General features: G+C 70.7%; 28 protein-coding genes and 1 tRNA gene. 15 read left to right on the plus strand and 14 right to left on the minus strand.

The window, feature by feature from the left end; genetic code table 11:
• From ACYVIP_RS33765 to ACYVIP_RS33780, 4 genes are all read right to left on the minus strand, one after another.
• Nucleotides 1-2,186 (minus strand): hypothetical protein (locus ACYVIP_RS33765; protein WP_460403846.1); only part of this gene is annotated, 2,186 nt, incomplete at its 3' end.
• Nucleotides 2,187-2,276: 90 nt separating this feature from the next.
• On the minus strand, nucleotides 2,277-2,894 hold the full coding sequence (locus tag ACYVIP_RS33770) for a hypothetical protein (RefSeq protein WP_460403848.1): 618 nt from the start codon (nucleotides 2,892-2,894) through the stop codon (nucleotides 2,277-2,279).
• A 55-nt stretch (nucleotides 2,895-2,949) separates the two neighbouring features.
• Nucleotides 2,950-3,408: a RidA family protein gene (locus ACYVIP_RS33775; protein ID WP_460403850.1), complete on the minus strand. Its 459-nt coding sequence runs from the start codon at nucleotides 3,406-3,408 to the stop codon at nucleotides 2,950-2,952.
• Between the two features lie 5 nt (nucleotides 3,409-3,413).
• Complete coding sequence (locus tag ACYVIP_RS33780; protein ID WP_157420884.1) at nucleotides 3,414-3,569, minus strand: DUF4177 domain-containing protein; 156 nt, start codon at nucleotides 3,567-3,569, stop codon at nucleotides 3,414-3,416.
• Here ACYVIP_RS33780 and ACYVIP_RS33785 point away from each other — a divergent pair.
• Genes ACYVIP_RS33785 through ACYVIP_RS33795 form a run of 3 tightly spaced genes read left to right on the plus strand, consistent with a single transcriptional unit; the run spans nucleotide 3,568 to nucleotide 6,045 of the window.
• The gene (locus ACYVIP_RS33785) at nucleotides 3,568-3,876 is read left to right on the plus strand and encodes a hypothetical protein (RefSeq protein ID WP_460403852.1); all 309 of its coding nucleotides are present in this window, start codon (nucleotides 3,568-3,570) and stop codon (nucleotides 3,874-3,876) included. The two genes, ACYVIP_RS33780 and ACYVIP_RS33785, sit on opposite strands and share 2 nt — an antisense overlap.
• A gap of 46 nt (nucleotides 3,877-3,922) precedes the next feature.
• Nucleotides 3,923-4,927: an ArsA-related P-loop ATPase gene (locus ACYVIP_RS33790; RefSeq protein ID WP_460403854.1), complete on the plus strand. Its 1,005-nt coding sequence runs from the start codon at nucleotides 3,923-3,925 to the stop codon at nucleotides 4,925-4,927.
• Complete coding sequence (locus tag ACYVIP_RS33795; RefSeq protein ID WP_460403856.1) at nucleotides 4,924-6,045, plus strand: ArsA family ATPase; 1,122 nt, start codon at nucleotides 4,924-4,926, stop codon at nucleotides 6,043-6,045. The genes ACYVIP_RS33790 and ACYVIP_RS33795 overlap by 4 nt, the downstream gene beginning before the upstream one ends.
• Before the next feature lie 8 nt (nucleotides 6,046-6,053).
• Here ACYVIP_RS33795 and ACYVIP_RS33800 read toward each other — a convergent pair whose 3' ends face one another.
• Complete coding sequence (locus ACYVIP_RS33800; protein ID WP_460403858.1) at nucleotides 6,054-6,359, minus strand: WhiB family transcriptional regulator; 306 nt, start codon at nucleotides 6,357-6,359, stop codon at nucleotides 6,054-6,056.
• 265 nt (nucleotides 6,360-6,624) lie between these two features.
• Here ACYVIP_RS33800 and ACYVIP_RS33805 point away from each other — a divergent pair, with 265 nt between their 5' ends.
• Entirely contained in the window at nucleotides 6,625-9,135 is a 2,511-nt protein-coding gene (locus ACYVIP_RS33805) for a penicillin-binding protein (protein ID WP_460403860.1), read from the plus strand.
• A gap of 52 nt (nucleotides 9,136-9,187) precedes the next feature.
• On the opposite strand, the gene ACYVIP_RS33810 is transcribed toward ACYVIP_RS33805, so the two are convergent.
• The gene (locus tag ACYVIP_RS33810; protein WP_460403862.1) at nucleotides 9,188-9,658 is read right to left on the minus strand and encodes a GatB/YqeY domain-containing protein; all 471 of its coding nucleotides are present in this window, start codon (nucleotides 9,656-9,658) and stop codon (nucleotides 9,188-9,190) included.
• Between the two features lie 57 nt (nucleotides 9,659-9,715).
• Between ACYVIP_RS33810 and ACYVIP_RS33815 the strand changes: the two genes are divergently transcribed.
• The 3 genes from ACYVIP_RS33815 to ACYVIP_RS33825 all read left to right on the plus strand — a co-directional run bounded on the left by ACYVIP_RS33815 (nucleotide 9,716) and on the right by ACYVIP_RS33825 (nucleotide 12,267).
• On the plus strand, nucleotides 9,716-10,681 hold the full coding sequence (locus ACYVIP_RS33815; RefSeq protein WP_460403864.1) for a metallophosphoesterase: 966 nt from the start codon (nucleotides 9,716-9,718) through the stop codon (nucleotides 10,679-10,681).
• 17 nt (nucleotides 10,682-10,698) lie between these two features.
• Nucleotides 10,699-10,775, plus strand: a tRNA-Pro gene (locus tag ACYVIP_RS33820).
• A gap of 217 nt (nucleotides 10,776-10,992) precedes the next feature.
• Complete coding sequence (locus ACYVIP_RS33825; RefSeq protein ID WP_460403866.1) at nucleotides 10,993-12,267, plus strand: hypothetical protein; 1,275 nt, start codon at nucleotides 10,993-10,995, stop codon at nucleotides 12,265-12,267.
• A 51-nt stretch (nucleotides 12,268-12,318) separates the two neighbouring features.
• On the opposite strand, the gene ACYVIP_RS33830 is transcribed toward ACYVIP_RS33825, so the two are convergent.
• Nucleotides 12,319-13,323 carry a DUF3558 family protein gene (locus tag ACYVIP_RS33830; RefSeq protein ID WP_460403868.1) on the minus strand — a complete coding sequence of 335 codons (1,005 nt, stop codon included), beginning with the start codon at nucleotides 13,321-13,323 and terminating at the stop codon, nucleotides 12,319-12,321.
• A 151-nt stretch (nucleotides 13,324-13,474) separates the two neighbouring features.
• Between ACYVIP_RS33830 and ACYVIP_RS33835 the strand changes: the two genes are divergently transcribed.
• Nucleotides 13,475-13,795, plus strand: coding sequence for a YciI family protein (locus ACYVIP_RS33835; protein ID WP_460403870.1), 321 nt, complete (start codon nucleotides 13,475-13,477; stop codon nucleotides 13,793-13,795).
• A 2-nt stretch (nucleotides 13,796-13,797) separates the two neighbouring features.
• Entirely contained in the window at nucleotides 13,798-15,024 is a 1,227-nt protein-coding gene (locus ACYVIP_RS33840) for an RNA polymerase sigma factor (protein ID WP_460404159.1), read from the plus strand.
• 68 nt (nucleotides 15,025-15,092) lie between these two features.
• Here the strand turns inward: ACYVIP_RS33840 and ACYVIP_RS33845 are convergent, their stop codons facing one another.
• Nucleotides 15,093-15,869, minus strand: coding sequence for an amidase family protein (locus ACYVIP_RS33845; protein ID WP_460403872.1), 777 nt, complete (start codon nucleotides 15,867-15,869; stop codon nucleotides 15,093-15,095).
• Here ACYVIP_RS33845 and ACYVIP_RS33850 point away from each other — a divergent pair.
• Together ACYVIP_RS33850 and ACYVIP_RS33855 are read left to right on the plus strand one after the other, a co-directional pair.
• The gene (locus tag ACYVIP_RS33850; RefSeq protein ID WP_460404172.1) at nucleotides 15,787-15,978 is read left to right on the plus strand and encodes a hypothetical protein; all 192 of its coding nucleotides are present in this window, start codon (nucleotides 15,787-15,789) and stop codon (nucleotides 15,976-15,978) included. The two genes, ACYVIP_RS33845 and ACYVIP_RS33850, sit on opposite strands and share 83 nt — an antisense overlap.
• 69 nt (nucleotides 15,979-16,047) lie before the next feature.
• A complete protein-coding gene (locus ACYVIP_RS33855; protein ID WP_460404162.1) occupies nucleotides 16,048-17,874 on the plus strand; it encodes a prolyl oligopeptidase family serine peptidase in 1,827 nt (608 codons plus the stop codon).
• Here ACYVIP_RS33855 and ACYVIP_RS33860 read toward each other — a convergent pair.
• Nucleotides 17,871-18,347 (minus strand): Dps family protein, encoded by a 477-nt coding sequence (locus ACYVIP_RS33860; protein WP_460403874.1) that lies wholly within the window; start codon nucleotides 18,345-18,347, stop codon nucleotides 17,871-17,873. The genes ACYVIP_RS33855 and ACYVIP_RS33860 overlap by 4 nt on opposite strands.
• Nucleotides 18,348-18,374: 27 nt before the next feature.
• On the minus strand, nucleotides 18,375-18,980 hold the full coding sequence (locus ACYVIP_RS33865; protein ID WP_460403876.1) for an NADPH-dependent FMN reductase: 606 nt from the start codon (nucleotides 18,978-18,980) through the stop codon (nucleotides 18,375-18,377).
• Nucleotides 18,981-18,999: 19 nt separating this feature from the next.
• On the opposite strand from ACYVIP_RS33865, the gene ACYVIP_RS33870 reads away from it, so the two are divergent.
• The 3 genes from ACYVIP_RS33870 (at nucleotide 19,000) to ACYVIP_RS33880 (ending at nucleotide 21,837) form a co-directional block, all read left to right on the plus strand.
• Nucleotides 19,000-19,431 carry a thiol-disulfide oxidoreductase DCC family protein gene (locus ACYVIP_RS33870; protein ID WP_460403878.1) on the plus strand — a complete coding sequence of 144 codons (432 nt, stop codon included), beginning with the start codon at nucleotides 19,000-19,002 and terminating at the stop codon, nucleotides 19,429-19,431.
• A gap of 34 nt (nucleotides 19,432-19,465) precedes the next feature.
• Entirely contained in the window at nucleotides 19,466-20,563 is a 1,098-nt protein-coding gene (locus ACYVIP_RS33875) for an alpha/beta hydrolase (RefSeq protein WP_460403880.1), read from the plus strand.
• A gap of 65 nt (nucleotides 20,564-20,628) precedes the next feature.
• Entirely contained in the window at nucleotides 20,629-21,837 is a 1,209-nt protein-coding gene (locus ACYVIP_RS33880; protein ID WP_460403882.1) for an MFS transporter, read from the plus strand.
• Nucleotides 21,838-21,885: 48 nt separating this feature from the next.
• Here the strand turns inward: ACYVIP_RS33880 and ACYVIP_RS33885 are convergent, their stop codons facing one another.
• Nucleotides 21,886-22,362: a cupin domain-containing protein gene (locus ACYVIP_RS33885; protein ID WP_460403884.1), complete on the minus strand. Its 477-nt coding sequence runs from the start codon at nucleotides 22,360-22,362 to the stop codon at nucleotides 21,886-21,888.
• A gap of 76 nt (nucleotides 22,363-22,438) precedes the next feature.
• Here ACYVIP_RS33885 and ACYVIP_RS33890 point away from each other — a divergent pair, with 76 nt between their 5' ends.
• Nucleotides 22,439-22,918 (plus strand): RrF2 family transcriptional regulator, encoded by a 480-nt coding sequence (locus ACYVIP_RS33890; protein ID WP_460403886.1) that lies wholly within the window; start codon nucleotides 22,439-22,441, stop codon nucleotides 22,916-22,918.
• Nucleotides 22,919-22,921: 3 nt separating this feature from the next.
• Here the strand turns inward: ACYVIP_RS33890 and ACYVIP_RS33895 are convergent, their stop codons facing one another.
• Genes ACYVIP_RS33895 through ACYVIP_RS33905 form a run of 3 tightly spaced genes read right to left on the minus strand, consistent with a single transcriptional unit; the run spans nucleotide 22,922 to nucleotide 26,062 of the window.
• Nucleotides 22,922-23,683: an NPP1 family protein gene (locus tag ACYVIP_RS33895; RefSeq protein ID WP_460403888.1), complete on the minus strand. Its 762-nt coding sequence runs from the start codon at nucleotides 23,681-23,683 to the stop codon at nucleotides 22,922-22,924.
• Between the two features lie 52 nt (nucleotides 23,684-23,735).
• Nucleotides 23,736-24,797, minus strand: a complete 1,062-nt coding sequence (locus ACYVIP_RS33900) for an aspartate-semialdehyde dehydrogenase (protein ID WP_460403890.1) — start codon at nucleotides 24,795-24,797, stop codon at nucleotides 23,736-23,738.
• Nucleotides 24,797-26,062, minus strand: a complete 1,266-nt coding sequence (locus ACYVIP_RS33905) for an aspartate kinase (RefSeq protein ID WP_460403892.1) — start codon at nucleotides 26,060-26,062, stop codon at nucleotides 24,797-24,799. Before ACYVIP_RS33905 ends, ACYVIP_RS33900 begins: the two co-directional genes overlap by 1 nt.
• Nucleotides 26,063-26,144 lie beyond the last annotated feature (82 nt).

The raw sequence follows: 26,144 nt of genomic DNA on the forward strand, positions 1-26,144 counted from the left end.
TGCCCGCCGGTGGCCCCGCCGCCGACCCGCACGGTCGCGCCCTGGTCGGCCCCCTGCTCGAACACCGACTTGATCGACTCGACCGGTCGGGGTCGGGAGAAGCGCACCGGCAGCTCCGTGGCGGCCGGTACCGCACGCACGGAGTCGATGGTCGGCGGCTCCATGCCGAACGGCGACCTCGGCTTCGGCCCGGCCTTCGCCGCGGCGTCGTCGGACTCCGGCGCCACCTCGGCGGCCGGCTTCGGCCCGGCCCCGTGCCGAGCCGCCGGCGCGGCCTCCGCTTCGCCAACTCGCGCCGCGGGAGCTTCCTCGGCCGACACCATCGGCCCGTCGGCGACAGCCAGCGCCGGGACCGCCGCGTCCGTGACCGACACCGGTGCGAAGACCGCGGTCTTGTCGCCCGACGTGTCGGTGGCCGCCGGAGCGACCTCGGCAACCGATCGGACCTGCGCGGCCGGCGACATCGAGACGGGCTGGGCCGCGGCGGCCTCGGTCGCCGGCGCGGACTCAACAGCGGACGCCGCGGGCACGACCGAAGCGGATTCCGCGAGCCCCGGCGCGGCCTCAGCGGCCGGCATCACGGGCATGGACTCCGCGACCGACAGGGCCGCCGCTGGCTCCGCCGGCGCGGCGCTGACCGCCGGCAACCCAGTCACCGACTCCGCGGCCGGCATCACCGGCGCGGTTTCGACAGCCGGCGCCATCCGCGTGGACTCGGACATCACCGCGGCAGCCGGCGCGGACTCGGCGGCCGGCACGGGGCTGACCGCCGGCATCCCAGCGGCAACCGCGACATCCGACGACACCGGCGCGGACTCCGCCGCCGGGATCCCCGGAACAGCCTCAACTACCGGCACCAGCGGCGCCTGCGCGGCAGGCAGCCCGGCCGCGGCAGTCTCAAGCGACGTCGCCGAACCACCCGGCATGGCCGAACCGGACACCGCGACCGGCGCGGCGCTCACCGCCGACACGGACTCCGCCGACGTCACCCCAGCAGCCGGCATCGCCGAACCAGACACCGCAGCCGGCGCGGCGTTCACCGCAGACATCACCCCAGCAGCCGGCTCCGCCGAAGCGGACTCCGCGACCGGCGTCACCGGTGCGGCACTGACCGCCGGCAGCCCAGTCGCGAACTCCACCACCGACGTCGCCGCAACGGCCGGCGCCGCGGCGGCAGGCTCGGCAACCGGCGCCGCGCTGACCGCCGGCAACCCAGCGGCAACCGCAACGCCCGGCACCAGCGGCACAGATTCCACGGCGGCCTCGGCACCCGACGCCATTGGCGCGGACGCCACCGCCGAGGCCCCCGGAACAGCCGCAACCACCGGCGCGGCCTCCACGGTCGGCATCGCCGCGGCAACCGGTGTCGCCACGGCGGCGGTCACCGACTCCACCGCCGGCGGCACCCGGCCAGCGTCCCCAGCCGACATCGCCGCGGTGTCGGCAGCGGGCATCGACGGCGTGGACACGGGCTCACCTGCCCGCGCACGCACCCCGGCCGCCGCCTTCGCCGGCTCCGCCGCGAAACTCTCCGCGCGCGCCTGCTCTGCCGGGCTCACCGGCGGACGGCCACCGCCGCCACCTGGCCCGGGGTCATCGAAAGGGACCTGTCGCGCGCAGCGCATCGCCTCCTGGTGGTAGGCGGTCGGCTGCCCGCCGTCGACGAGCACCTCCACCGACGCCCGCACCCCGGCCCGCCGCAGCGCGTACTCCACCCGATACGCCGTCGCCGGCGCGAAACCACCTGGGCCGACCCCGACCAGCACCACCCGGTGCGGCACCGGCCCGGACACCGGGCCGGCGGGCGTCAGCCGCCACACACACCACACCGAACGCACGTCCGGCAGCACGTCGAGCACCGGCCGGATCGCCTCCGGGACCCCGACATCCGGCTCGGTCCCGTCCACCGCACCGACCGCGAACCGGTGCCGGTAGGCGGGCACGTCATCACGCGCGTGCACCCGCTCGATCACCGACGGGTCGAGATAGGTGCCGGCGAACAGCTCCTCAAGCTCCCGGTGCTGTGCTCCGGACAGCACAACGCCACCCGCCGCGAGGCAGCCGGCGACGAACTCGAGCGCGCGGTCCAGCTCGGCGGACGCGAGCATCTGCCTGGCGTCGGCCAGCGCGTCGTCGTCCAGCCGGCCGGCAAGGCTCAGCAGCAGCTCGTGTATTCGAATCGGCAACGCAACACCTGGCCTGTTCCCCCTGGGGACCTGGGTCACGGTCAACTCCTTCCAAGATCGTCTGGCGTCGACCGGCCAGCGGAGGAGTGGCTATCCCTGCCGCACGACCATCCCGGACAGCATCGGCTCCGACGCCGCGAGTGCCGCCCGGTGATAGGGCGGCAGGTCGATGCCCTCCGGCATGACCTCGACACCCGGCTCATGTGTTCCGAGCGCCCGCAGCACGCGCTGTAGCTCCCCGGTCAATCGAGCGCAGCCCGCTGATGCCGTCACGAGCACGATCCGGGTGGCCGGACCCAACCCGGAACGGTGTCGTCGCCAACTCCCACGCACGTCGACCAACTCGGGACGACCATGGAGGACCGCCCCGAGCACAACCGCTTCGGAGTCACCCGCGTTCACCCGTTCGGGCGACTCCGATGTGAATGTGTAGTCGACTTCGTCGATTTGGTCCACCCACGGCACCGCGTGCAGCCGGCCGGCGTCCGCGCCAGCGTCCAGCAGAGCGGCGTTGAGCAGCAAAGACTCCCGCGCGGTGATCGCGACACGTTCTCTGAGCAAAGTCAGCGGCAGCGCCCGCGCGAGCGCGTCGATGGCGCCGCCGGCCAGCCAGTCCCGCAGCCGCCACAGCTGCCGGTCGGGCAGCCGGCCGGCGAACCGGAGCAGTAACTCGTGGCACGACGCGCCGTGGTCCTCGATGTCGGTCATGGCTGGACCGCCCTCCCCGGAATAACCCTTGTGGTCACGTTGAGTTGACCCCGTCCTATGCGGAGACCTCGACGATCAGCTCGACCTCGACCGGCACCCCGAGCGGCAGCTCGGCCACCCCGACGGCGGACCGCGCGTGCTTGCCCGCCTCGCCGAACACCTCGCCGAACAGCTCCGACGCCCCGTTGATCACCGCGGGCTGGCCGGTGAAGCCCTCCGCCGACGCGACGAACCCGACGGCCTTGACCACCCGCACGACCGAGTCGATGCCGACGAGGTCATGCACCGCGGCCAGCGCGTTGAGCGCGCAGATCCGCGCCAGCCGCTTGGCCTCCTCCGGGCTGACCTCCTGGCCGACCTTGCCGGTCGCGGCCACCTGCCCGTCCACGATCGGCACCTGGCCAGCCGTGTACACCAGGTTCCCGGTCCTGGTCGCCGGCACGTACGCCCCGGCGGGCGCCGGCACCGCCGGCAGCTCGATGCCGAGCTCGGCCAACCGCTCGCTCCACGTCACGCCGATCAGCCCTTCGGCCGCTTGAGGTAGGCCACCATCTGCTCACCGGTCGGCCCGGGCAGCACGGTCACCAGCTCCCAGCCGTCCTCGCCCCACTGGTCGAGGATCTGCTTGGTCGCGTGGATCAGCAGTGGCACGGTGGCGTACTCCCACTTCGTCATGCCGGGGACTGTAGCGCTGGCCCCGCTGGCGGGAACCCGCCGGTACGGTGACCGGGTGGAAGCCTGGCGGGTGATCGCGACCGTGCTGCTCGGTGCCGCCGGCATCGTGCTGGTGCTGCTCACCATGGCCAAGACGCGCGACCGCCGGGACGCGACCGGTGGCCAGGTCGCGATCAGCGGCGCGATCAGCCTCACCGTGCTGGTCCTGCTCGGGTTGCTCACCCTGACCGTGCTCTCCCCGGTCCTCACCTGGTCGGTGGTCGGTGTGGTGGTGGTCGCGGTCGGCGTGATGATGCTCGCTAGTTGACCCGCCTGAGCGGCACGCGTCCGAACTGTCCACTTACTCTGAACTCGTGGGCTTTTCCCCGATCGGCTGGACCGCACCGGTCACCAGGGCACGGCTGCACGTGGTCACCGGAAAAGGTGGTACCGGCAAGACCACCGTCGCCGCCGCGCTGGCGCTCGCGCTGGCCACGGGCGGCCGGCGGGTCCTGCTGGTCGAGGTCGAGGGCCGCCAGGGCATCGCCCAGCTGTTCGACACCCAGCCGCTGCCCTACGAGGAGCTGCGGATCGCCTCGGCCCCCGGCGGCGGCGAGGTCCGCGCGCTGCACGTGGACGCCGAGGCCGCGCTGCTCGAGTACTTCGCGATGTTCTACAACCTCGGCATCGCCGGGCGGACCCTGCGCCGGATGGGCGCCATCGAGTTCGCCACCACCCTGGCGCCGGGCCTGCGGGACGTGCTGCTCACCGGCAAGGTCAAGGAGACCGTCGGCCGCACCGACAAGAACGGCCGGCACGCCTACGACGCGGTCGTCCTCGACGCCCCGCCCACCGGCCGGATCGTGCCGTTCCTCGACGTCACCAAGGCCATGGCCGACCTGGCGAAGGTCGGCCCGATCAAGGGCCAGAGCGACGGCGTCGTGCGGCTGCTGCACTCCCAGGACACCGCCGTGCACCTGGTGACGCTGCTGGAGGAGATGCCGGTCCGGGAGACCATCGAGGCCATCGACGAGCTGGCCGCCGCCGACCTGCGGCCCGGCGCGATCATCGTCAACCGCACCCGGCCGCCCCGGCTGTCGACCCGCTCGGTCGCCGCGGCCGCCGGCGGGCGGGTGGACGCCTCCCGGGTGCGGGCCGGGCTGGTCGCCGCCGGCCTGGACCTCGCGCCGGCCGACGTCGACGGGCTGGTCGAGGAGACCGTCGAGCACGCCATCCGGGTACTGGCCGAGCAGCGGTCCCGCGAACGCCTCGCCGAGATCGACCTGCCGGCCGTCGAGCTCCCCGACCTCATCCACGGCGTCGACACCGCGGCCATCTACGAGCTGGCCGAGGCGCTGGTCGACCAGGGGGTGCGATGAGTCCCCTCGACCTCGACCAGTTGATCGACAACCCGGACATGCGGGTCATCGTGTGCTGCGGGTCCGGCGGGGTCGGCAAGACCACCACGGCCGCGGCGATCGGGCTGCGGGCCGCCGAGCGTGGCCGCAAGACCGTCGTGCTGACCATCGACCCGGCCCGCCGCCTCGCCCAGGCCCTCGGCCTGCGTGAACTGGGCAACACGCCGCGCGAGGTCGAGGTCGAGGGCTTCGAGCCGGCCGGCCAGCTCTCGGCGATGATGCTGGACATGCGCCGCACCTTCGACGACATGGTGCTCGGCCACGCCGGTGAGAAGCGGGCCAAGGAAGTGCTGGCCAACCCGTTCTACAAGACCATCTCCACCTCGTTCTCCGGCACGCAGGAGTACATGGCGATGGAGAAGCTCGGCCAGCTCGCCGGCGAGGGCCGCTGGGACCTGATCGTGGTCGACACCCCGCCGAGCCGGTCCGCGCTGGACTTCCTCGACGCGCCGCAGCGGATGTCGACCGCGCTGGACGGGCGGATCATCCGGATGCTCTCCGCGCCTGCCCGCACCGGCGGCTGGGGCCTGCGCAAGGTCGTCGGCGCCAGCGTGCTGATGTTCGCCAAGGCCGTGTCGACGATCGTCGGTGGCCAGCTGCTGGCCGACGCGTCGGCGTTCGTGCAGGCCTTCGACTCGATGTTCGGCGGGTTCAAGCAGCGGGCACGCAAGACCTACGAGCTGCTGCGCTCGGAGGGCACCGCGTTCGTCGTGGTCGCCGCGCCGGAGCCGGACGCGTTGCGCGAGGCCAGCTACTTCGTCGAGCGGCTTGGCACCGAGCAGATGCCGCTGGCCGGACTGGTGATCAACCGGACCCACCCGGTGCTGGCGGGCCTGTCCGGCTCGAAGGCGACCGCGGCGGCCGACCGGCTCGACGAGCAGGGCGAGGCGCCACTGGCCTCGGCCGTGCTCAGACTGCACGCCGATCGGGCGGCCATTGGTGAACGGGAACGCAGACTGCTGTCCAGGTTCACCAAGGCACACCCGTCGGTACCGGTGGTCGGCGTCCCGGCCATGCCGGCGGATGTGCACGACCTGACCGGGCTGCGCGCCATCGGTGACCGACTGACCGGAAACTGACCGGACGTTCAGCCGACGCGGACGTCCTCGTCCACGTCGGAGTGATCCCGCCGTGCTGACTGCAGTAACTCCAGCCAGTTGGTCACGTCCGGGCGACGGCGCAGCAACGCGCGCCGCTCACGCTCGGTCATCCCGCCCCAGACGCCGAACTCGATTCGGCTGTCCAGGGCCTCGGCCAGACACTCCGTGCGCACCGGACACGCGATGCACACGAGCTTGGCCTTGCGCTGTTCCTTACCCCGGACGAACAGCCCGTCCGGGTCCTGTTCACGGCATGACGCGTTGACTCGCCAGTCCGCCTGCTCGATATACATAACCCCCGCCCCTAAGCGTCGTCGCGACCCATCAGCTCCGGTCCCCCTCGCGAGCCCCACGGCTTTGTGGTGCCCCCGTATCAACCCGGAGTGCCGCCCGCCGGTTGCGTTTGCCCCGTCGGTTTCGGCTCTTGTCGTTGAGACGTTGACGGACTCTAGAGCCACCTGGTTCCCATTCGAGTGACGGGGTCCACAGCCGTTACCAACTGTCAATAACTCGGTTGGGTAACGTGGGCTTGATTCCACCCCGCGTACGCTGATCCACGTGCGAGTGGGAGACGGTCTGCTGAAACTTGTCGGTCTGTGCCTCCTGGCCGGTGTGCTGGTCGCCGGGATGCTGTTCCCCATGGTGGGGGCGTTGGGGGTGGTCTCGAACCGAGCCAGTGACACGATCGACAGCGTGTCGGCGGATCTGGTGGCCACGCCACCGCCGTTGATCACGCGGATCACCGACTCCAAGGGCAAGGACATCGCGTACCTGTACGACCAGTACCGGCTACCGGTGACCGGGGAGCAGATCTCCTCGACCATGAAGGCCGCGTTGATCTCGATCGAGGACCGGCGGTTCTTCGAGCACAACGGCGTCGACTGGAAGGGCACGATCCGTGCGCTGATCAGCAACCAGACCAGCGAGGACACCCAGGGTGCCTCGACGCTCACCCAGCAGTACGTGAAGAACTACCTGATCAACGTCGTCTACCGGGACCAGGTCGGGCAGGCCGACGAGGACCCGGCCAAGAAGATCGAGCGCAAGCGGGCCCAGGAGCAGACCGTCACCCGCAAGCTGCGCGAGGCGCGCCTGGCCATCCAGCTCGAACAGACGATGAGCAAGGAGGAGATCCTCACCGGATACCTCAACGTCGTCGAGTTCACCGAGCGGATCTTCGGCATCGGCTCGGCCGCGAAGGCGTACTTCAACACCACGCCGGACAAGCTGACCATCGCCCAGTCGGCGCTGCTGGCCGGCATGGTCAACAACCCGTACCTGTACAACCCGTGGTCCAACCCGGAGCAGGCGCTGCGCAGGCGCAACCTGGTGATCGACGCGATGGTGGAGACCAAGAGCATCACCGAGTCGGCGGCCACCGCGGCCAAGAAGGAAGCGCTCGGCATCCTGCCCGATCCGGTGAAGCCGGCCGCCAACTGCGTCGGCGCCGGCCCGGATTACGGCTTCTTCTGCCAGTACGTCGAGGAATACCTGGTGAACATCGGGTTCAGCGCGGACCAGCTGTACACCGGTGGTTACACGATCAAGACGAGTTTCGACGCGGGCGCCACGCGGGTGGCCAAGCGCGCCGCCGAGAACCAGGTGCCCAAGACCACCAAGGACATCAACAACTCCATGGCCATCGTGCGTCCGGGTAAGGACCGGCACGAGGTCGTCGCGCTGGTCTCCAACCGCGACTACGGCCTGGAACTGGACGCCGGACAAACCACCATCGGTTATCCCTACGGCGTGGAGAACAAGTTCGGCGCCGGCTCGATCTACAAGATCTTCACCTCGGCGGCATATCTGGAGAAGGGCGGCGGGATCAACCACAAGATCCGCACGCCGTCCCATCACGTGTCGAACAAGTTCACCGGTGGCAACCCGGAGAACTGCCCGCGCACGTCCAACCCGACCGACGGCGACACCACCTGGTACTGCCTGTCCAACTCCTCCGACGGGTACCCGCCGGAGATGACGCTGCGTAAGGCCCTGGCCACCTCCCCGAACACCGGCTTCGTGATCCTCGAGGAGAAGGTCGGGATGGACGCCGTGGTCGACATGGCGAGCCGGCTCGGTCTGCGCAACAGCATGGCCACCAACATGGACGGCAACACGCCGGACCCGAAGGCCGAGATGTACGAGCGGAAGGTGAGCCAGAGCGAGTTCTTCCGCAGCAAGGGCCCCAACCGCCCGGGCAACGCGTCGTTCACCCTCGGCCCGGCACCGCTGTCCACGCTGGAGCTGGCCAACGTCGGCGCCACGCTGATGAGCGGCGGGGTGTGGTGCCCGCCGACGCCGATCGTCGAGGTGCTCGACCGGGAGGGCCGCAAGGTCCAGATCGCCGAGCAGCCGTGTGAGCAGGCGGTGTCCAAGGGCCTGGCCAACACGCTGGCCCACGGCATGAGCGACGACGACAAGCCGGGCGGCACGGCGGCCGCCGCGGCCGCCGACGCCGACTGGACCCGGCCGATGCTCGGCAAGACCGGAACCACCCAGCAGCACCGCTCGGCCGGCTTCCTCGGCGCGACGCCGCAGCTGTCCGCGGCGGTGCTGACGTTCAACGACGGCACCCGGCCGGAGGGCATCTGCGACACCTCCCCGCCGTCGCTGTGTGGCGATGGCGGCAACATCTTCGGCGGCAAGATCCCGGCGCGGACCTGGTTCGAGGCGATGAAGCCGATCCACCAGGGAACCAAGGTGCTCGACCTGCCGCCGGCCGACCAGCGGTACGTCAACGGCGGCCCGGAGACGCAGGTGCCCGACGTGGTCGGCGACAGCGAGCAGGAGGCCACCGACACGCTGCGCCAGAGCGGCTACGAGGTGGTCAGCGAGGAGATCAACTCGTCGCAGGCGGAGGGGACCGTGGTGAGCCAGTCGCCGCGCGGCAACGCCATCCGCGGCGAGACGATCACCATCCGCGTGAGCACCGGTTACGTTCCGCCACCGCAGACCTCGGACGCGCCGTCGACCCCGCCGAACACGCCACCGGGCAACAACGATGGCAATGGGGAGAACGGCCCCCGACCAGGTGGCCGGGACGACCCGCCAGGCGAGGAACCACGGTAACCGCGACCGGGCCCGGACCAATCAGGTCCGGGCCCGGTCGCGTTGGGTGGTCTCAGTCCTGAAGGCGGGCACGCACCGCGGCAGCCACCCGGCCGCCCTCGGCCCGGCCGGCGACCTTGGCGTTGGCGGCCTTCATCACCTGGCCCATCTGGCGCTGCCCGGGCGCGGCGCCGAGCTGCCCAGTCACCTCCGCGACGGCTTCGGCGACCAGCGACGTCAGCTCGTCGTCGCCGAGCTGGGCCGGGAGGTAGTCGACCAGGACGGCGGCCTCGTCCTGCTCGGCCTGCGCCTGCTCGGCGCGGCCGGCCCCGGCGAACGCCTCGGCGGCCTCCTTGCGCTTCTTCACCTCGCGCGTCAGCACCCGCTGCACCTCGGCGTCGGACAGCTCACGCGCCGTGTCCCCGGCGACCTCCTCGACAGTCACCGCCGCGAGCGCCATCCGCAACGACGCCATCCGGACCGAATCGCGGTTCTTGATCGCCGCCGCGAGGTCGGCCTGCAACCGTGCCTTCAGCTCAGCCATGCGCCGAACCCTACTGGCCGTTACCGGTCACGCGGCGCACGCATCTAGGCTCAGGGCGTGGGTAACTTCGCACGAACCATCGGACGGGCGGCACTGGGCGCCACGGCGGTCGGCACCGCGACCGTGGCCTACGCGGCCGGGATCGAACGGACCCGCTGGACGCTGCGCCGGGCCGAGCTGCCGGTGCTGGCCGAGGGCGCGCGACCGCTGCGGGTGCTGCACCTGTCGGACCTGCACATGATGCCCGGCCAGAAGTCCAAGCAGCGCTGGGTCGCCGAGCTGGACGAGCTGAACCCGGACCTGGTGGTCAACACCGGAGACAACCTCGCGCACCGGCACGCGGTGCCCGCCGTGCTGCGCGCGCTCGGCCCGCTGCTCGACCGTCCCGGCGTGTTCGTCTTCGGCAGCAACGACTACTACGCGCCACGACCGAAGAACCCGGTGCGCTACCTGATCAAGTCGAAGCGAAAGATCCACGGCATCCCGCTGCCCTGGCGGGACCTGCGCGCGGCCCTGGTCGAGCGGGGTTGGCACGACCTGACCCATGTTCGCCAGCTGCTGACCATCGACGGCCAGGCACTGGCCGTGGCCGGGGTGGACGACCCACACCTGCACCGCGACCGGTACAGCGAGATCGCCGGCCGGCCGGACCGGGCGGCGACGCTACGCCTCGGGGTGACGCACTCGCCGGAGCCAAGGGTGCTCGACGCCTTCGCCGAGGACGGCTACGACCTGGTGATGGCCGGACACACCCATGGCGGGCAGCTGCGCGTCCCCGGATACGGCGCGATCGTCACGAACTGTGAGCTTGACCGGTCGCGGGCTCGGGGGGCGTCGCGCTGGGGGGCGCACATGTGGCTGCACGTGTCGGCCGGGTTGGGGACCTCGCCGTACGCGCCGGTGCGGTTCGCCTGCCCGCCGGAGGCGAGCCTGCTGACGCTCGTACCCCGTCCTACCGGCGCGAACACCCCGGACAACAGCAAACATGGCGCCCGTTTCGGGGCCGGTGCGGACGTCAGCTAGACTTCCGCTCGGACCTTCGGGGTGTGGCGCAGCTTGGTAGCGCGCTTCGTTCGGGACGAAGAGGTCGCAGGTTCAAATCCTGTCACCCCGACCAGATCAGGGCCTGTCCACGCACAGTGGACAGGCCCTGATTTCGTCTCTGAGTGACTAACTGCCTGAGATGCGTGCTGACACGCCGCGACCGGTCGCCTGCGCTGAGCAGGACGTCGTCGTGCGGCCGGCCGAGTCTGAGTAGCGGATTCAAGTTCCGTCCAAGCCAGAGGTGACAGCGTCGTCTGGTCCGCGCTGGTCCGCTCACCTTGGAGGCTCTGATGATCCGGCGCTTGTTATCCCTACTCGCGGTCACCCTGCTCGCAATCGTCAGTTCAGCGTTCCTGGCGGGGCCAGCGGTCGCCGCCCCGGACGACTATTTCCTGAGATGGTTCAACACCGCCGAGGGGGGCGTCTCCGGCACCTACCAGGACGTGATCAACAGAATCGCGGCCAAGGAAGTCGACCTGGACGACATCAGCGAGGTCACCATTCCCGACCAGACCCTCGAGTCGAACTGTTCCTCGGCGCTCCCTGACAACGCGACGGCGCTGTGCTGGACCTCGGCCGACGACTCGGCGGAGGAGTGGATTCCGCAGGGCGTCACCACGAGCAACGACGGCAGCAACAGCGCCGTCAACAAGATCTTCGTCAGCTGGTACGACGGGTGCAGTACCGGCTCCCAGGGCAGTGACTGGGGCCGGCCGAACCAGGGTTGCCAGGACGGGCCCAACACCGACGAGGCGCCGGACAAGGGCGTGCGGGTGAGCATCTACACCCCGGGCGTCGGGTACCGCAATGTGCTGCTGGTCGAACCCTTCTACAACAGCTCCAACAACCCGTCCTTCCATGCGACCTTGATGCACGCCGGTGGCATCGCCCTGTACGGGAACTTCCTGTACGTCGCGGACACCAGAAATGGCATACGGGTCTTCGACACCCGGCAGATCTTCGACATGAGCGAGACCATGAACGACGAGCACCCCCCGAACAGCAGCAAGACCAAGGTCGGTCGACACAACAACGAGTGGTACGGCCACGGCTACCGGTGGGTGTGGCCGGCGGTTGGTGAGTGGCGGCTGGTGGACGGAAAAGCGGACGCGACCCGCTGCCTGGGGGACGGGAACAAGCTGAAGTTCTCCTACCTGAGCGTCGACCGGGCGTCCGGGTCGCTCGTGGCAGGCGAATACTGTCCGACTCCCACACCGGAGAAGCCGGCGAAGCCGGGCCGGGTCGCGCGATGGCAGCTGGGCAGCGGCACGGTGGCGTCGAGCGGGCTGGCCAGCGGCTGGGCCACGGACGCCTACAACCTGCCGATCGACCACGTGCAGGGGGTCGTCACCCGGGGGAACACCTACTACGTCAACGCGAGCGACGGGCGCGACAACCACGGCAAGCTCTGGCGGTACCAACTGGTCGGCACCACGCTGTCCAACGGCACCAACACTCCCGCCGCGAAGGGGTGTGAAGACCTCAGCTACGACGGCAGGACCGGCGACGTCTACTCGGTCTCCGAGTACTACAACGCCCGCGCGATCTACCGAATACGGTACTGAGCTCACCGGTCAGGCCTGCCCACGCACAGTGGGCAGGCCTTGTCCTGTCTCTCAGCTGCTGGGCAGGCGCGGCCACAGCGCCTCGGCGACCGCCAGCGCTCCGTCGCAGACCGCCGGGTCGGCTTGGTCGGGCTCGTCGGGCTGGGCTCGTAGGGACGTGTCCACCACCACGGTCTCGACGAGACCGGCCGCCCCCGCGACCTCCTCGAACGGGATGTGCCCGGTCTCGATGCCGCAGTTCCCGGCGGTGTAGGTGGTGACCGACGGCCGGCCGGCGATCGGGTCGGCGTTGCCGTCGAAAGTCGTCGAGAGCTCCGGCGGCTGGCGGACGCCGAAGGTCACCTCGACCTTCCGCTCGTCCGCCCCCGTCGACGTGCGCCACTGACACCGGTGGCGGTCGGGGCTGGCCACCCGCCGTGCCTCGGCGAAGCCCGGGAGCGCGGTGATGGTCTCGTCGGCGACGAGGTCGCACGGGTCGAGTGGGATCAGCGAGTTCGACTTCGGCGAGCGGTGTTCGACCTTCCCGGACTGGATCACCTCGACGACTCTGGCCATGCCGGCTTCGACCAGCTCGCAGGTGGGGACCGGCGCCGCGCCCCAGTCCAGCCGGCTGCGGACGCTGATGGCGAGGTCCTCCCCCGCGAACACCAGGGTCTGCCAGCAGGAACCACCCTGGTCGACGGGCTTGGAGGTGTGGATCGAGTCGGTGACATCCTCGAGCTTGTCGGTCGGTACGAACCGGTCGGCGCTTGGCCGGGCCAGCTCGCCGATCATGATGGTGACTTCCTCGGCGTCGCTCCTGCTGAAGGAGGAGGCTTCGGAGTCGTCCAGCTGGACGACGACCGTGCAGAAGCCGAATGACTCCGGCGGGCCGAACTCGGCCGGCCCGAACTCGGCGAACACCTCGGGATCGGTGAGGCCGCACGGTTGGATCGTGGCGAGGTCACCGAGAACCTTCGTCGCCGACCTCGACTCCTCGCCGTTGGTGGTGCATCCGGCGAGAATCGCGACCGTCGCCATCGCGACCAGTGGCGTCCGCCGTAACCAGCTCGTCATTACGCCAACATCCCCCTGGACAAGTGCCTTGTGGATCGTCGAATCCTGTCATGCGCCGGCACATTTCCCAGGTGCGCGGCCGGATGCGGACAGGTGTCGGATCGGGACGTGGGATCACCCACCAGGGACCGCGGCAGGAGATGATCCATAAATGCAGTATCTGGTTTCCGTGATGAACGACAGGTCCGAATCCACCGAGGAGGAGATGGCCGCCATCAACGCGTTCGACGACCGGCTCCGGGAGCAGGGGAACTGGGTCTTCGCCGGCGGCCTCGGGTTGCCGAGCACGGCCACCGTCATCGACAACCGCGGCGAGGAGGCGGTGGTCACCGACGGTCCGTTCTTGGAGTCCAAGGAGTACCTCGTCGGGTTCTGGATCATGGAGGCGCCCGACCTCGACGTGGCGCTCGCCCTCGCCGCCGAAGGCTCGAAGGCCTGCAACGCCAAGATCGAGGTGCGGCCTTTCCGGTGAGCGTGCTCGACGTCCAAACCGCGATCACCCGGGCCCACCGCGAGGACTGGGCACGGGTGGTCGCCGTGCTGACCAGGCGGTTCGGTGACCTCGACATCGCGGAGGAGGCGGCGGCCGAGGCGTTCGCGATCGCCGTCGAGCGGTGGCCGGGCAGTGGCGTGCCGCCCAACCCGGGCGCCTGGCTGACCACCACCGCCAACCACAAGGCCATCGACCGGATCCGGCGGGAGAACAAGCGCGACGACAAGCACCGGGAGGCCCAGCTGGCCTACGACGACGACCCGCCGGCGCCGCTCGGCGCCATCGAGGACGAGCGGCTCCGGCTGATCTTCACCTGCTGTCACCCCGCGCTCGCGATGGACGCCCGCATGGCGTTGACGCTGCGCATGGTCGGCGGGCTGACCATGCCCGAGATCGCCCGCGCGTTCCTGGTGCGGGAGTCCACCATGGGACAGCGGATCACCCGGGCGAAGGCCAAGATCAAGACGGCGCGGATCCCGTACCGGGTGCCGGCGGCGGAGGATCTCCCGGCACGGGTCTCCGGTGTGCTCGCGGTGCTGTTCCTCGTGTTCAACGAGGGCTACCTGGCGACCGGGCCGGACACCGATCCCCTCCGCCACCACCTGACCGCCGAGGCGATCCGGCTCGCGCGGCTGATCCGGGCGCTGCTGCCGCAGGACGGTGAGGTGGCCGGGCTGCTGGCGTTGCTGCTGCTCATCGAGGCCCGGCGCGCCGCGCGGGTGTCGGCGACCGGCGAGCTGGTCGCGCTCGACGATCAGGACCGAGGGGCCTGGGACGCGACGCTGATCGCCGAGGGACATCGGCTGGTGCGCGAGCGGCTGGTGGCCGGGGTGGCTCCCGGTCGCTACCAGATCCTCGCCGCGATCAACGCCGTGCACACCTCGGCGCGCGACGCGCGGGACACCGACTGGTCGCAGGTGGTCGCGCTGTACGACCAGCTCGTCCGGCTCGATCCGTCGCCGGTCGTCGCGCTCAACCGGGCCATCGCGGTCGCCGAGGTGGACGGGCCGCGGGTGGCGTTGGCGGTGGTCGAGCAACTCGCGGACCGGTTGGCCGACTACCACGCCTGGCACGCGACCCGCGCGGAGCTGCTGCGCCGGCTCGGCCACGGCCAGCAGTCACGCGCGGCGTACGACAGGGCCATCGAGCTGGCGGGCAACACCGCCGAGACCGCCTACCTGACCCGGCGTCGCGACCAGCTGGGGTGACCGTTGGATGCGCGTCACATTGATGTCCTACGGAACGCATTCGAACGCCCGAAGCGTGTCGGTGTCGGTCACCGAGGCTCCACCGGCGTCAGTACGCCGTGGGTGTCCTCGAGTGCCTGCGCGGCGTCGAGCACGACATCTTCACGCCATGGCGGTCCGATCAGCTGCACCCCCACTGGCCGGCCGGCGGCGAGCCCGGTCGGCACGGCGACCGCGGGCGCGCCGACCGCGGTGGACCAGACGGTGAGCGCCATCGACTGGCCGAATCGCCGTTTCTCCTCGGCGGAGCTGGACTCCTGCCCGGGGGTGAAGGACGCTCGGGTGCTGACCGGACCGAGCAGGAGCGGTGTGTCCACCGCGTACTGGGCCCACGCCCTGCGGACGGTCAGGTGGCGGGCGGCGCGGTCGAGGTAGCCCTCGAGGTCCAGCGGGGGGTGTTCGTCGAGGTCGAAGTTGATGTAGCGCGAAGCGTCCTGGCCGACGAGCGCGCTGATGGCTGGCCAGTTTCCGGCGAACTCGGTGAGCACCATGCCCGTGTACACCTCCAGCGCGTCGTCGAGCATCGGCACCTGCGCCTCGACGACGTGGTATCCGCTGTCGGCGAGGGTCTGCGCCGCCTGCTCGATGGCGGCGGCCATGGCATGGTCCACACCGTGCCCACCCGGGTCACGGACGATGCCGACCGTGCGAGGTACCGCCGGACCGCGAAGCGGCACCGGCACGGCTCGTGGATCACGTGGATCGGCCACGGCGACCGGTGCCGTGGCCCACGAACTGGGGACCGGTGCCGCCGAGGCCTCCTTCCCCGCCCTCGTGGTGCACGCGCTGGAAGACGGCCTGGCCATCCAACGCGCCATCAACCCTGACGCGGTCCCGGCGGATGCCGTGGTGACCGCTACCGAACTGGTCCTGCGCGGCGCGCGCCGGTCAGGAACCCAACAGCCAGAAAGCTGACGATCCGTGCTTCACGGTGGATTGAGCAGAAGGTCGATGAGGCAGGATCTAGGGGTGACCAACCACCCCATGGCCGAGGTTCCCGACGTGCTGTTCGCCGACGCCGACACCGAGGCGCGCTGGCGAGCCCGGTTCACCGCCGCCCGTGTCTCCCTGCCGCGATGGGCCCACGACGCCCCGGACCGCAACCTGTTCCTGTCCAACTCGAGCGGGGTCTGGGAGGTCTACGCCTGGGACCGCGCGACCGACACCCGACGCCAGGTCACCGACCGGCCCAACGGCACCTCCTACGCGACCATCAGCCCCGACGGCCAGCACATCTGGTGGTTCGCCGACTCCGACGGCGACGAGTTCGGCAGCTGGGTCCGCGAACCGTTCGCCGGCCGGCCGGCCGCGACGGGCCCGCAGGACGCGGTGCCCGGCAGCACCCCCGGCTACCCCGCCGGCATCGAGCTCGGTCGCGCGGTCGCCGCGGTCGGCGTCTCCAACGACGAGGGCACCACCATCTTCGTCTCCAGGAACAACGCCGCCGCCGAGGTCGTGTACCAGGACCCGCACGACGGCGGGGTCGGCGCGCTGTCCCGGGACGAGTCGCTGCTCGCCATCGCGCACTCCGAGCACGGCGACAACCGCCACCCCGCGCTGCGCGTGCTCGCGGTCGCCGACGGCACCACCGTCGCGGAGAAGTGGGACGGCGCCGGCAAGGGCCTGGACGCGCTGGGCTTCAGCCAGGTGCCGGGCGACCAGCGGCTGCTCGTACTGCACGAACGCCGCGGCCGGGAGGAACTGCTGATCTGGGACGTCGCCGCCGACACCGAGACCGAGCTGACCGTCGACCTGCCGGGCGAGGTCACCGCCGAGTGGCACCCGGACGGCCGGGCGATCATCGTCGTGCACACCCACGAGGCCCGCAACACCCTGCACCACCTCGACCTCGCCAGCGGTGAGCTCACCCAGCTGCCCACCGCCACCGGCACGATCGGCTCGGTGTCGGTCCGCCCCGACGGCACCGTCGAGTACGCCTGGTCCGACGCCGCCCAGCCCTCGGTGGTGCGCGCCCTGTTCAGCGACGGCACCGAACGGGTCCTGCTCGAACCGCCAGGCCACAAGGCACCGCCCTCGGTGCCGCTCCAGGACGTCTTCGTGCAGGCCGAGAGCCACGGGCAGGTGCACGCGCTGTACGCGCGGCCGCCGGGCGCCGGGGACGGGCCGCTACCCACCGTCTTCACCCTGCACGGCGGGCCGCACTCGGCCGACGAGGACCGCTTCTCCGCCTACCGCGCGGTGTGGCTGGACGCCGGCTTCGCCGTGGTCCACGTCAACTACCGCGGCTCCACCGGCTACGGCTCGGCCTGGCGGGACGCGATCGAGGGACGCCCGGGGCTGACCGAGCTGGCCGACGTCGCCGCGGTGCACGCCTGGGCGGTGGACAAGGGCCTGGCCGACCCGGCCAGGTGCGTGGTCAACGGCGCGTCCTGGGGCGGGTACCTGTCCCTGCTGGCACTGGGCACCCAGCCGCGGCTGTGGGCAGCGGGCATCGCCGGCGTCCCGGTCGCCGACTACCTGGCCGCCTACGCCGACGAGATGGAGCCGTTGCGCGCGTTCGACCGTGCCCTGTTCGGCGGCTCGCCGGACGAGGTGCCCGACCGGTACGTCGAGTGCTCACCGATCACCTACGTCGACCAGGTGCGCGCCCCGGTCCTGGTGGTCGCCGGCGAGAACGACCCCCGCTGCCCGATCCGCCAGATCGACAACTACCTCGACCGCCTGGCCACCCGGCAGGCCGCCTACCAGGTCTACCGCTACGACGCGGGCCACGGCTCGCTGGTGGTCGCCGAGACGATCAAGCAGGTCGCCATCGAGGTCCACTTCGCGCGCACGGCCCTGGGGCTCTAGGCCTGCTGGGCCTGCCACATCCAGTGCTGCTTCTCGAGCTCGGCGGCGATCTCGATCAGCAGGTCCTGGGTGACCAGGTCCGACTTGTCGGTCTCGTCGATGCGCTTGCGCAGCCGCGCGATCATCGTGCTGAGCAGCTCGACGATCGCGGCCACCGTGGTCTCGGTGGACTGCCAGTTGTCGGGGTACTCCGGCATGCCGGAGTTCCCGACGACCGTGCTGGCCTTGCCGTTGGGGGACACGCCGATCGCGTTCGCGCGCTCGGCGACCTCGTCGACGTACGTACGCGCGGCCGTGACCAACTCGTCCAACTGCAGGTGCGCGCTGCGGAAGTGCGCACCGACCACGTTCCAGTGGGCCTGCTTGGCGATCAGGGACACGTCGATCAGGTCGACGAGGGTCGCCTGCAGGACGCCACCGGTCGACTTGCGCTCGGAATCGGACAGCGGGCTGGTGATCGGAGACTTCGTCATGCCGGTGAAGTACCCGCTACCCCGCGTTCATACCCGCGATGTGGCGAACTCCACCACCTGCGACCCGATCGTGCGTAGGGAGTCGGCGACGTTCTCGTCCGTGCAGCCGCCGTCCGGGCCGAACACCACGTGCCGGGCGTTGACCGCGGCGCCGAGCGGCGTCGGCCAGCCGCGCAGCGCGTGCACGATCGAGCGCAACGACGCCAGCGTGTTCACCGCCGCCTGCCAGCCGTGCGCGGTGGCCACGCAGCCGACCGCCCGGCCGTCCAGGTACGGACGCGGGTCCTCGCGCATGTCCTCGATGTAGTCCAGGGCGTTCTTCACCAGCCCGGAGATCGCGCCGTGGTAGCCGGGCGAGACCAGCACGACGCCGTCGGCCGCGCGCAGCTCCTCCACCAGGCGGCTGGCCACCGGCGACCGTTGCGGATCGGCCGGGTCATAAAACGGCAGTACCAGGTCCGCGCCGGACACCAGCGTCGTCTTCGCGCCCGCCAGTGCCGCGCCGGACAGCGCGATCCGCAGTGCACGCTCGGACTGCGACTCCTGCCGCAGGGATCCACCGATCCCCACCACGTTCACCGTCACACCGATCCCTTCCCACTCCCCGTGCGCGCCCCTCCGATCATCCACCATTCGATGCCACCATGGGGGAATGGTGGGCACCCTCATCTTCGACGGCGAGTGCGGATTCTGTACCCGTAGTAGGAACCTGCTGGTCCGGCTCGACCGCCGGGGCCGGCTGCGGACCGTGCCCTACCAACGGGCCGGCGTCGCCGAGGCGGCCGGCGTCAGCCGGGACGACCTCGCCCGGGCGGTGTTCTGGGACGGCGACCCCGCTGCTGGGGGCCGGTGTTGGGGCGCGGAGGCGATCAACGCCGCGCTGTCGGCCGCGCTTGGCAACTCGCTGTTGCTGCGGCTGTACCGGCTGCCGGGGGTCCGGCAGGCACAGGACGCGCTCTACCGCTGGGTGGCGGCCAATCGGCACCGCCTTCCGGGTACCACGCCGTGGTGCACATCACATCCCGAAGTCTGTCAGCCACCCTTTGGTGCAGGTCAGGATGAAGGCCAGGCGCGTACTAGATGAGTAGCCTTTTCCGGAACATTCTGGGAGGCCATACATGTCCACAGCGATGAGCAGGGTGCCGCTTACCGTCCAGGGGGCCGCGCTGCACGCGGTGTTCGCCCTCCCCCGGCCGCTGCGCAGAGTGCTCGCCGGCCCGCCGATCCAGCGCGACGGCCTCGAGCTCGCGCTGGACGCCCAGCTCCTGCTGCGGATGGCCGCGCTGACCGACACCCGGCTGACCGCGCGGACGGTCGAGGCCGCGCGCACCAGCATGGAGGGCGGCCGCACGCTCCTCGGCGGGCCGATCGTCAGCGGAGTCGAGACCCGCAACCTCAACCTCCCGGTCACCGACGGCACCATCCCCGCCCGGCTCTACGAGCCGGCCGACCTGCCGGCGGGGTCGCCGCTGTTGGTGTACTTCCACGGCGGCGGCTGGGTGGTCGGCAGCGTGGACACCCACGACGGAACCTGCCGCTACCTGGCCAAACAGGCCAACGTGCGGGTGTTGTCGGTCGGCTACCGGCTGGCCCCGGAGTACCCGTTCCCGGCGGCGGCCGACGACGCGTACACCGCCTTCCGGTACGCGGCGAAGAACGCGGACTCCCTCGGCGCCGACGCGTCGGCCATCGCCGTCGGCGGGGACAGCGCTGGCGGCAACCTCGCGGCCGTTGTCTGTCTGGACGCACTGCGCCGAGGTGGGCCCCGGCCGGTGTTCCAGCTGCTGTTCTATCCGGCGACCGACACCTCGAAGCGGTGGCCATCGCGCGACCTGTTCGCCGACGGCTTCTTCCTCACCGACGAGGACATGACGTGGTTCGTCGACCACTACAGCCCCGACCCGGCGACCCGCACCGACCAGCGGCTGGCCGTGCTGCTGGCCGACGACCTGCGCGGGCTGCCGCCGGCCTACATCGCGACCGCGGGCTTCGACCCGTTGCGCGACGAGGGCAACGCCTATGCCGACCGCCTCCGGGACGCCGGCGTGCCGGTGGTGAAACGCCAGCACGACGACCTGATCCACGGGTTCGTCAGCTTCATCAGCCTGGGCACGCGGTTCCGGGAGGCGGTCGCGGAGGCGGCCGGCGCGCTGCGGACCGGGTTGGTGTTGCGCTCCCGGGCCAATGTGGTGGACATCTTCCGGCCGACCGCCTGAGACTGATCAACGTTTCGCCGGCCTTGGCGACCTCGCCGTAAATTGGGTTGCCGGTGGAGTGCCGGATGGAGGTCAATCCATCCATGCGGCTCTACCGACAGACGCTGGCCCTGCCCGGCGTCCGCACCCTGATGGTGTTGCTGTTCTTCGCCAGGATCCCGATGACCGCCGCCGGCATGGTGCTGACCCTGCACGTCGCGGTCGGGCTCGGCCGGGGCTACGGCGCGGCCGGCCTGGCCGGGGCGAGCGCCACGATCGGCATCGCGCTCGGCGCACCGATCATGGGCCGGGTGGTCGACCGCTACGGCTTACGCCCGATGATCCTGGTCACCACCCTCGGCGAGGCCACCTTCTGGCTGTTCGGCCGCTACCTGCCGTACTCGTGGCTGCTGGTGGCCGCGTTCTTCGGCGGGATGCTGGTGCTACCGGCCAACTCCATCGGCCGGCAGGCCATCGCCGCCCTGGTGCCGCCCGAGCTGCGGCGCACCGCGTACTCGATGGACTCGATCTCCACCGAGCTGTCGTTCATGGTCGGCCCCGCGTTGGCGGTGCTGCTGGTGACCACGTACTCCTCCCCGACGGCGATGATGTCGATGATGGTCGGCGTGATCATCGCCGGCGCGGCGCTGCTGGTGATGAACCCCGCGGTGCGCACCGAGGAGGAGAAGGCGGCCGACACCGGCAAACGGCTGACCCGGCGCAGTTGGCTGACGCCACGGATGGTGGCCGTACTGGTGATCGGTGCGGGCGCGGTGTTCATCCTGTCCGGCACCGAGGTGGCCATCGTGGCCCAGCTGCGGGAGAACGGCGAGCTGTCCTACACCGGCGTGGTCGTCGCGGTCTGGGCGGCGGCCTCGGCGATCGGCGGCGTGATCTACGGCGCGCTGACCCGAGCGCCGACCCAGGTGACGTTGATGGCCTGGCTCGGCCTGCTCACCCTGCCCGTCGGGCTGGCCGGCGGCCAGTGGTGGCTGCTCATGCTGGTCCTGCTGCCGGCCTCGGCCATGTGCGCGCCGACGATCGCGGCCACCGGCGAGCAGGTGAGCCGGTTGGCGCCGGCCGCCGCGCGCGGGGAGGCGATGGGCATCCAGTCCTCGTCGTTCACCCTCGGCGCCGCCGCGGGGGCGCCGCTGGTCGGGTTCGTGGTGGACCACTCGTCGCCGGCGGTCGGCTTCGCGGTCGCCGGGGTCGGCGGGGTGCTGGTCGCCGGGCTGGCGACGGTGCTCATCGCCCGGCAGCGGCGCACCGAGCCGGTGACCACCGCACCGGTCTGAGGCGCCCGCGGAGTTGTCCACAGGCGCCATCCACACTGTCCACAACTCCTACGCCCGGGCCTCCCAGACCGGGCTCTCGACGTAGTGGTTGTCGAACCGGTCCTGCGACTCGATGATCTCCCGCTCGTCGGCCGCGCCGGTGTAGAGGCGCTCGAGCAGGCGGTAGTACTCGAACCTCGGCTTGCTCGGTGTGTACACGAACACCACGTCGGCGAAGCGGCCCGTGCTCGGCGCGAACGCATGCGGCATGCCCGGCGGCACGACGAGCAGGTCGTGCGCGGTGATGGTCACGATCTCCTGGTCGAGTAACACGTCCAACGACCCGTCGAGGACGAGGAACAGTTCGGCGGCGGCCGAGTGGACATGCGGCGGCGCGCCCGGGGAGCCGGGGTCGAACCACGATCGGTTGCTGGTCAGTGCGCCGCCGGTGGCCTCGGCGTCGACCAGCAGGGTGACGCCACTGGCGGGCAGGACCTCGGCCTCGGCGGCGCGGACCATGGCGAAGGTTATTTCTGGATATTTCATATCCAGGACACTACATATCCAGAATCAGTACGACAAGTGGTTGCGGCACATTTCCTGGATACGTACTGTCCAGAACATGCGCATGGCCGAGGGTGTCGAGTGGGCGCTGCACAGCTGCCTCAACCTGTCCTGGACGGAGGTCCCGGTGCCCGCCGCGCGGCTCGCGGCCTACTTCGACCTACCGGCGCCGTACCTGAACAAGCAGTTGCAGGCGCTCGCCAGGGCCGGGATCGTCCACTCGACCTCCGGCCCACGCGGCGGTTTCCGGCTCGACCGCACGCCGGCGAAGATCACCATGCTGGACGTGGTGGTCGCCATCGAGGGTCCCGAGCCGGCGTTCCGCTGCGCGGAGATCCTGCACGGCTCCCCCTTCGGCGACCGGAAGGTCAACTACGTCGAGGGCTGCGTGGTCTCCCGCGCCATGTCCAGGGCAGAGCTGTCGTGGCGGCGCGAACTGGCCGCCACCACGATCGCCGACCTGGCCGAGGACGTCGAGCGCACCTACCCCGGCTCGGCACACCAGAGCAGGGACTGGCTGGCCAAGGCCAGGTCCTGACGCTCAGGCGTGCGGGTCGAACGGGATGCCGGCCGGCTTGGCCCGCTCCAGGTTGCCGGCGAACGCGCTGTCCTTGATGGCCAGGCTGGCGCTGCCGAAGTCGGCGTTCACCAGGATGTCGCGGATGCCGGGCGGGTAGTTGTCCCAGCTGACCAGGTCCGGGTACTGCCAGGCGCCGTAGTGGTTCTCCGGCGGCTCGGTGGCGCTGGCGATCCGGAAGCAGTGCGTGCTGGCGCCGTCCTTGTGGTAGACGACCTTGGGGTGCGTGCCCTCCCAGGAGACCGCGGAGCGCGGGTGGGTCTGGTAGTTGCCGTGGGCCGACACCGACACGTACTGCGCCTGGTCGACGGCCTGCTCCACCCACACCACCACGTGCTCGATGTCGTGGCGGTGCCCGCAGCAGTCGATGATCGGCACGGCCTGGTCCTTCTCGAAGTACAGGTCGTAGAGGTACGCGCACCAGCCGCGGTCACACTTGGTGCGGGCGTAGGAGTTCGTGTTGTCCAGGTCGGCCTGGTCGTGGCAGTCCCCGTTGAGCGGACCGGAGTTGCGCAGCCCGGGGTTCAGCGTGCCGTCCGGACCGATCGCCGGCGTCGGGTAACAGCCGTCGCCGTCGTAGTCGAACGCCGGCTGCCACTTGGCGTCGGCCGCGGTCGCGTTGCCGGGTAACGCCGTCGGCGGCGCGGCCGACGCCACTCCCGGCACCAGGATGACCAGGGCGATCGCCCCGATGACAGCACGCAGCGTGAACCCCAACCGACCCATGGATCGACCGTAACGGTGGGTCGCTTTCCGAATACAGGGCCGAAGGTGTGGACTATCCGCGCGCGGCGAGCGCCTCGGCGACCTCGTAGGTGTTCAGCGCCGCGCCCTTGCGCAGGTTGTCCCCGCAGACGAAGAAGTCCAGCGTGTTCGGGAAGTCCAGCGCCTGGCGGACCCGGCCGACATAGGTCGGGTCGCCGCCGACCACGTCCGCCGGGGTCGGGAAGACGCCGTTGGCCGGGTCGTCGACCAGCACCACCGACGGCTGCGCGGCGAACACCTCGTGCGCCCCGGCGACGGTGACCGGCTTGGCGAAGGTGGCGTGCACGGCCAACGAGTGGGTGGTCACCACCGGCACCCGCACGCAGGTGGCCGACACCCGCAGGTCCGGGATGCCCAGGATCTTGCGGGACTCGTTGCGGACCTTGAGCTCCTCGGAGTACCAGCCGTCGCCCTTGTAGGAGCCGGCCGACGGCACCACGTTCAACGCGAGCGGCGCCGGGAACGGCGAGTCGGCCAGCGGCAGCCCGGCCGCCTCCAGCGCCTCGCGCACGTCGCCGGCGCGCACGCCGACGTCCTTGCCGACCACCGCGGCCAACTCGGCGTAGAGCCGCTCGACACCGGCGACCCCGGCGCCGGAGACCGCCTGGTAGGAGGCGACGACCAGCTCCCGCAGGCCGAACTCCCGGTGCAGCGCGCCGAGCGCGGCCATCATCGACAGCGTGGTGCAGTTGGGGTTGGCGATGATCCCGCGCGGCCGGTTGGCGATCTGGTCGACGTTGCACTCCGGCACGACCAGCGGCACGTCCTCGTCCATCCGGAAGGCGCCGGAGTTGTCCACCACGACCGCGCCCCGCTCGGCGGCCACCGGCGCCCACTGGGCGGACACCTCATCCGGCACGTCGAACATGGCGACGTCGACGCCGTCGAACACCTCGGGCGCCAGCGCGCGGACGGTCAGCTCCTGGCCGCGAACGGTCAGCTTCTTACCGGCCGAGCGCGGCGAGGCGATCAGCCGCACCTCGCCCCACGGCCACGACGGCCGCTGGTTCAGGATGTCGATCATCACGGTGCCGACCGCGCCGGTGGCGCCGACCAGCGCGAGGGTGGGGGCCATCAGCGACCACTCCCCGCGTACACCGTGGCCACCTCGTCGCCGCCGAGCTCGAACGCCTCGTGGATCGCGCGGACCGCGTCGTCCAGCTCGGTGTCCCGGATCAGCACCGAGATCCGGATCTCCGAGGTGTTGATGATCTCGATGTTCACCCCGGCCTTGGCCAGCGCCTCGCAGAACCCGGCGGTGACCCCGGGGTGGGAGCGCATGCCGGCGCCGACCAGCGACACCTTGCCGACGTGGTCGTCGTAGAGCACCGCGGTGAAGCCGAGCTCTTCCTTGATCTTCTCCAGGGCGGCGACCGCGGTCGGGCCGTTGTCCTTGGACAGCGTGAACGTGATGTCGGTGCGCCCGGACACCGTGCTCGACACGTTCTGCAGCACCATGTCGATGTCGATCTCGGCGTCGGCGACCACCCGGAAGATCCGGGCCGCGACCCCGGCCTGGTCCGGCACGCCGGTCACGGTGACCTTCGCCTCGGACCGATCGTGTGCGACACCGGTGATCATTGCCTGTTCCACGGGAAGATCCTCCACTGAGCCGGTGACGATGGTGCCCGGCTTGTTGGTGTACGACGAGCGGACGTGGATGGTGACGCCGTAGCGGCGGGCGTACTCGACACAGCGCAGCATCAGCACCTTGGCGCCCGAGGCCGCCATCTCGAGCATCTCCTCGTAGGGCACCCGGTCCAGCCGCCGGGCGTTGGCCACGATCCTCGGGTCGGCGGTGTAGACGCCGTCCACGTCGGTGTAGATCTCGCAGACATCCGCGTTCAGCGCGGCGGCCAGCGCGACCGCGGTGGTGTCCGAGCCACCCCGGCCCAGCGTGGTGATGTCCTTGGTGTCCTGGCTGACGCCCTGGAAGCCGGCGACCAGGCAGATGTAGCCGTCGTCCAGCGCGTTCTGCACGCGGCCAGGGGTGACGTCGATGATCCGCGCCTTGCCGTGGGTCGAGTCGGTGATCACCCCGGCCTGGGATCCGGTGAACGACAGCGCCTCGGCACCGAGCGCGCTGATCGCCATCGCCACCAGCGAGTTCGAGATGCGCTCACCCGCGGTGAGCAGCATGTCCATCTCCCGCTCCGGCGGCACCGGATTGACCCGTTGGGCGAGGTCGAGCAGTTCGTCGGTGGTGTCGCCCATCGCCGAGCACACCACCACGACGTCATTGCCTGCCTTGCGCGTGGCGACGATCCGCTCGGCGACACGCTTGATCCGGTCCGCGCTCTCCAAGGAAGAACCGCCGTACTTCTGGACCACGAGCGCCACTGTCCGAAACCTCCTTGAAGCGACCCTCGGGCGAGCCTAACGGAGTTGGCGAATCGATTCGGTCCTGCTTGTGGTCCCCACC

The organism is Actinophytocola sediminis, assembly GCF_054779715.1.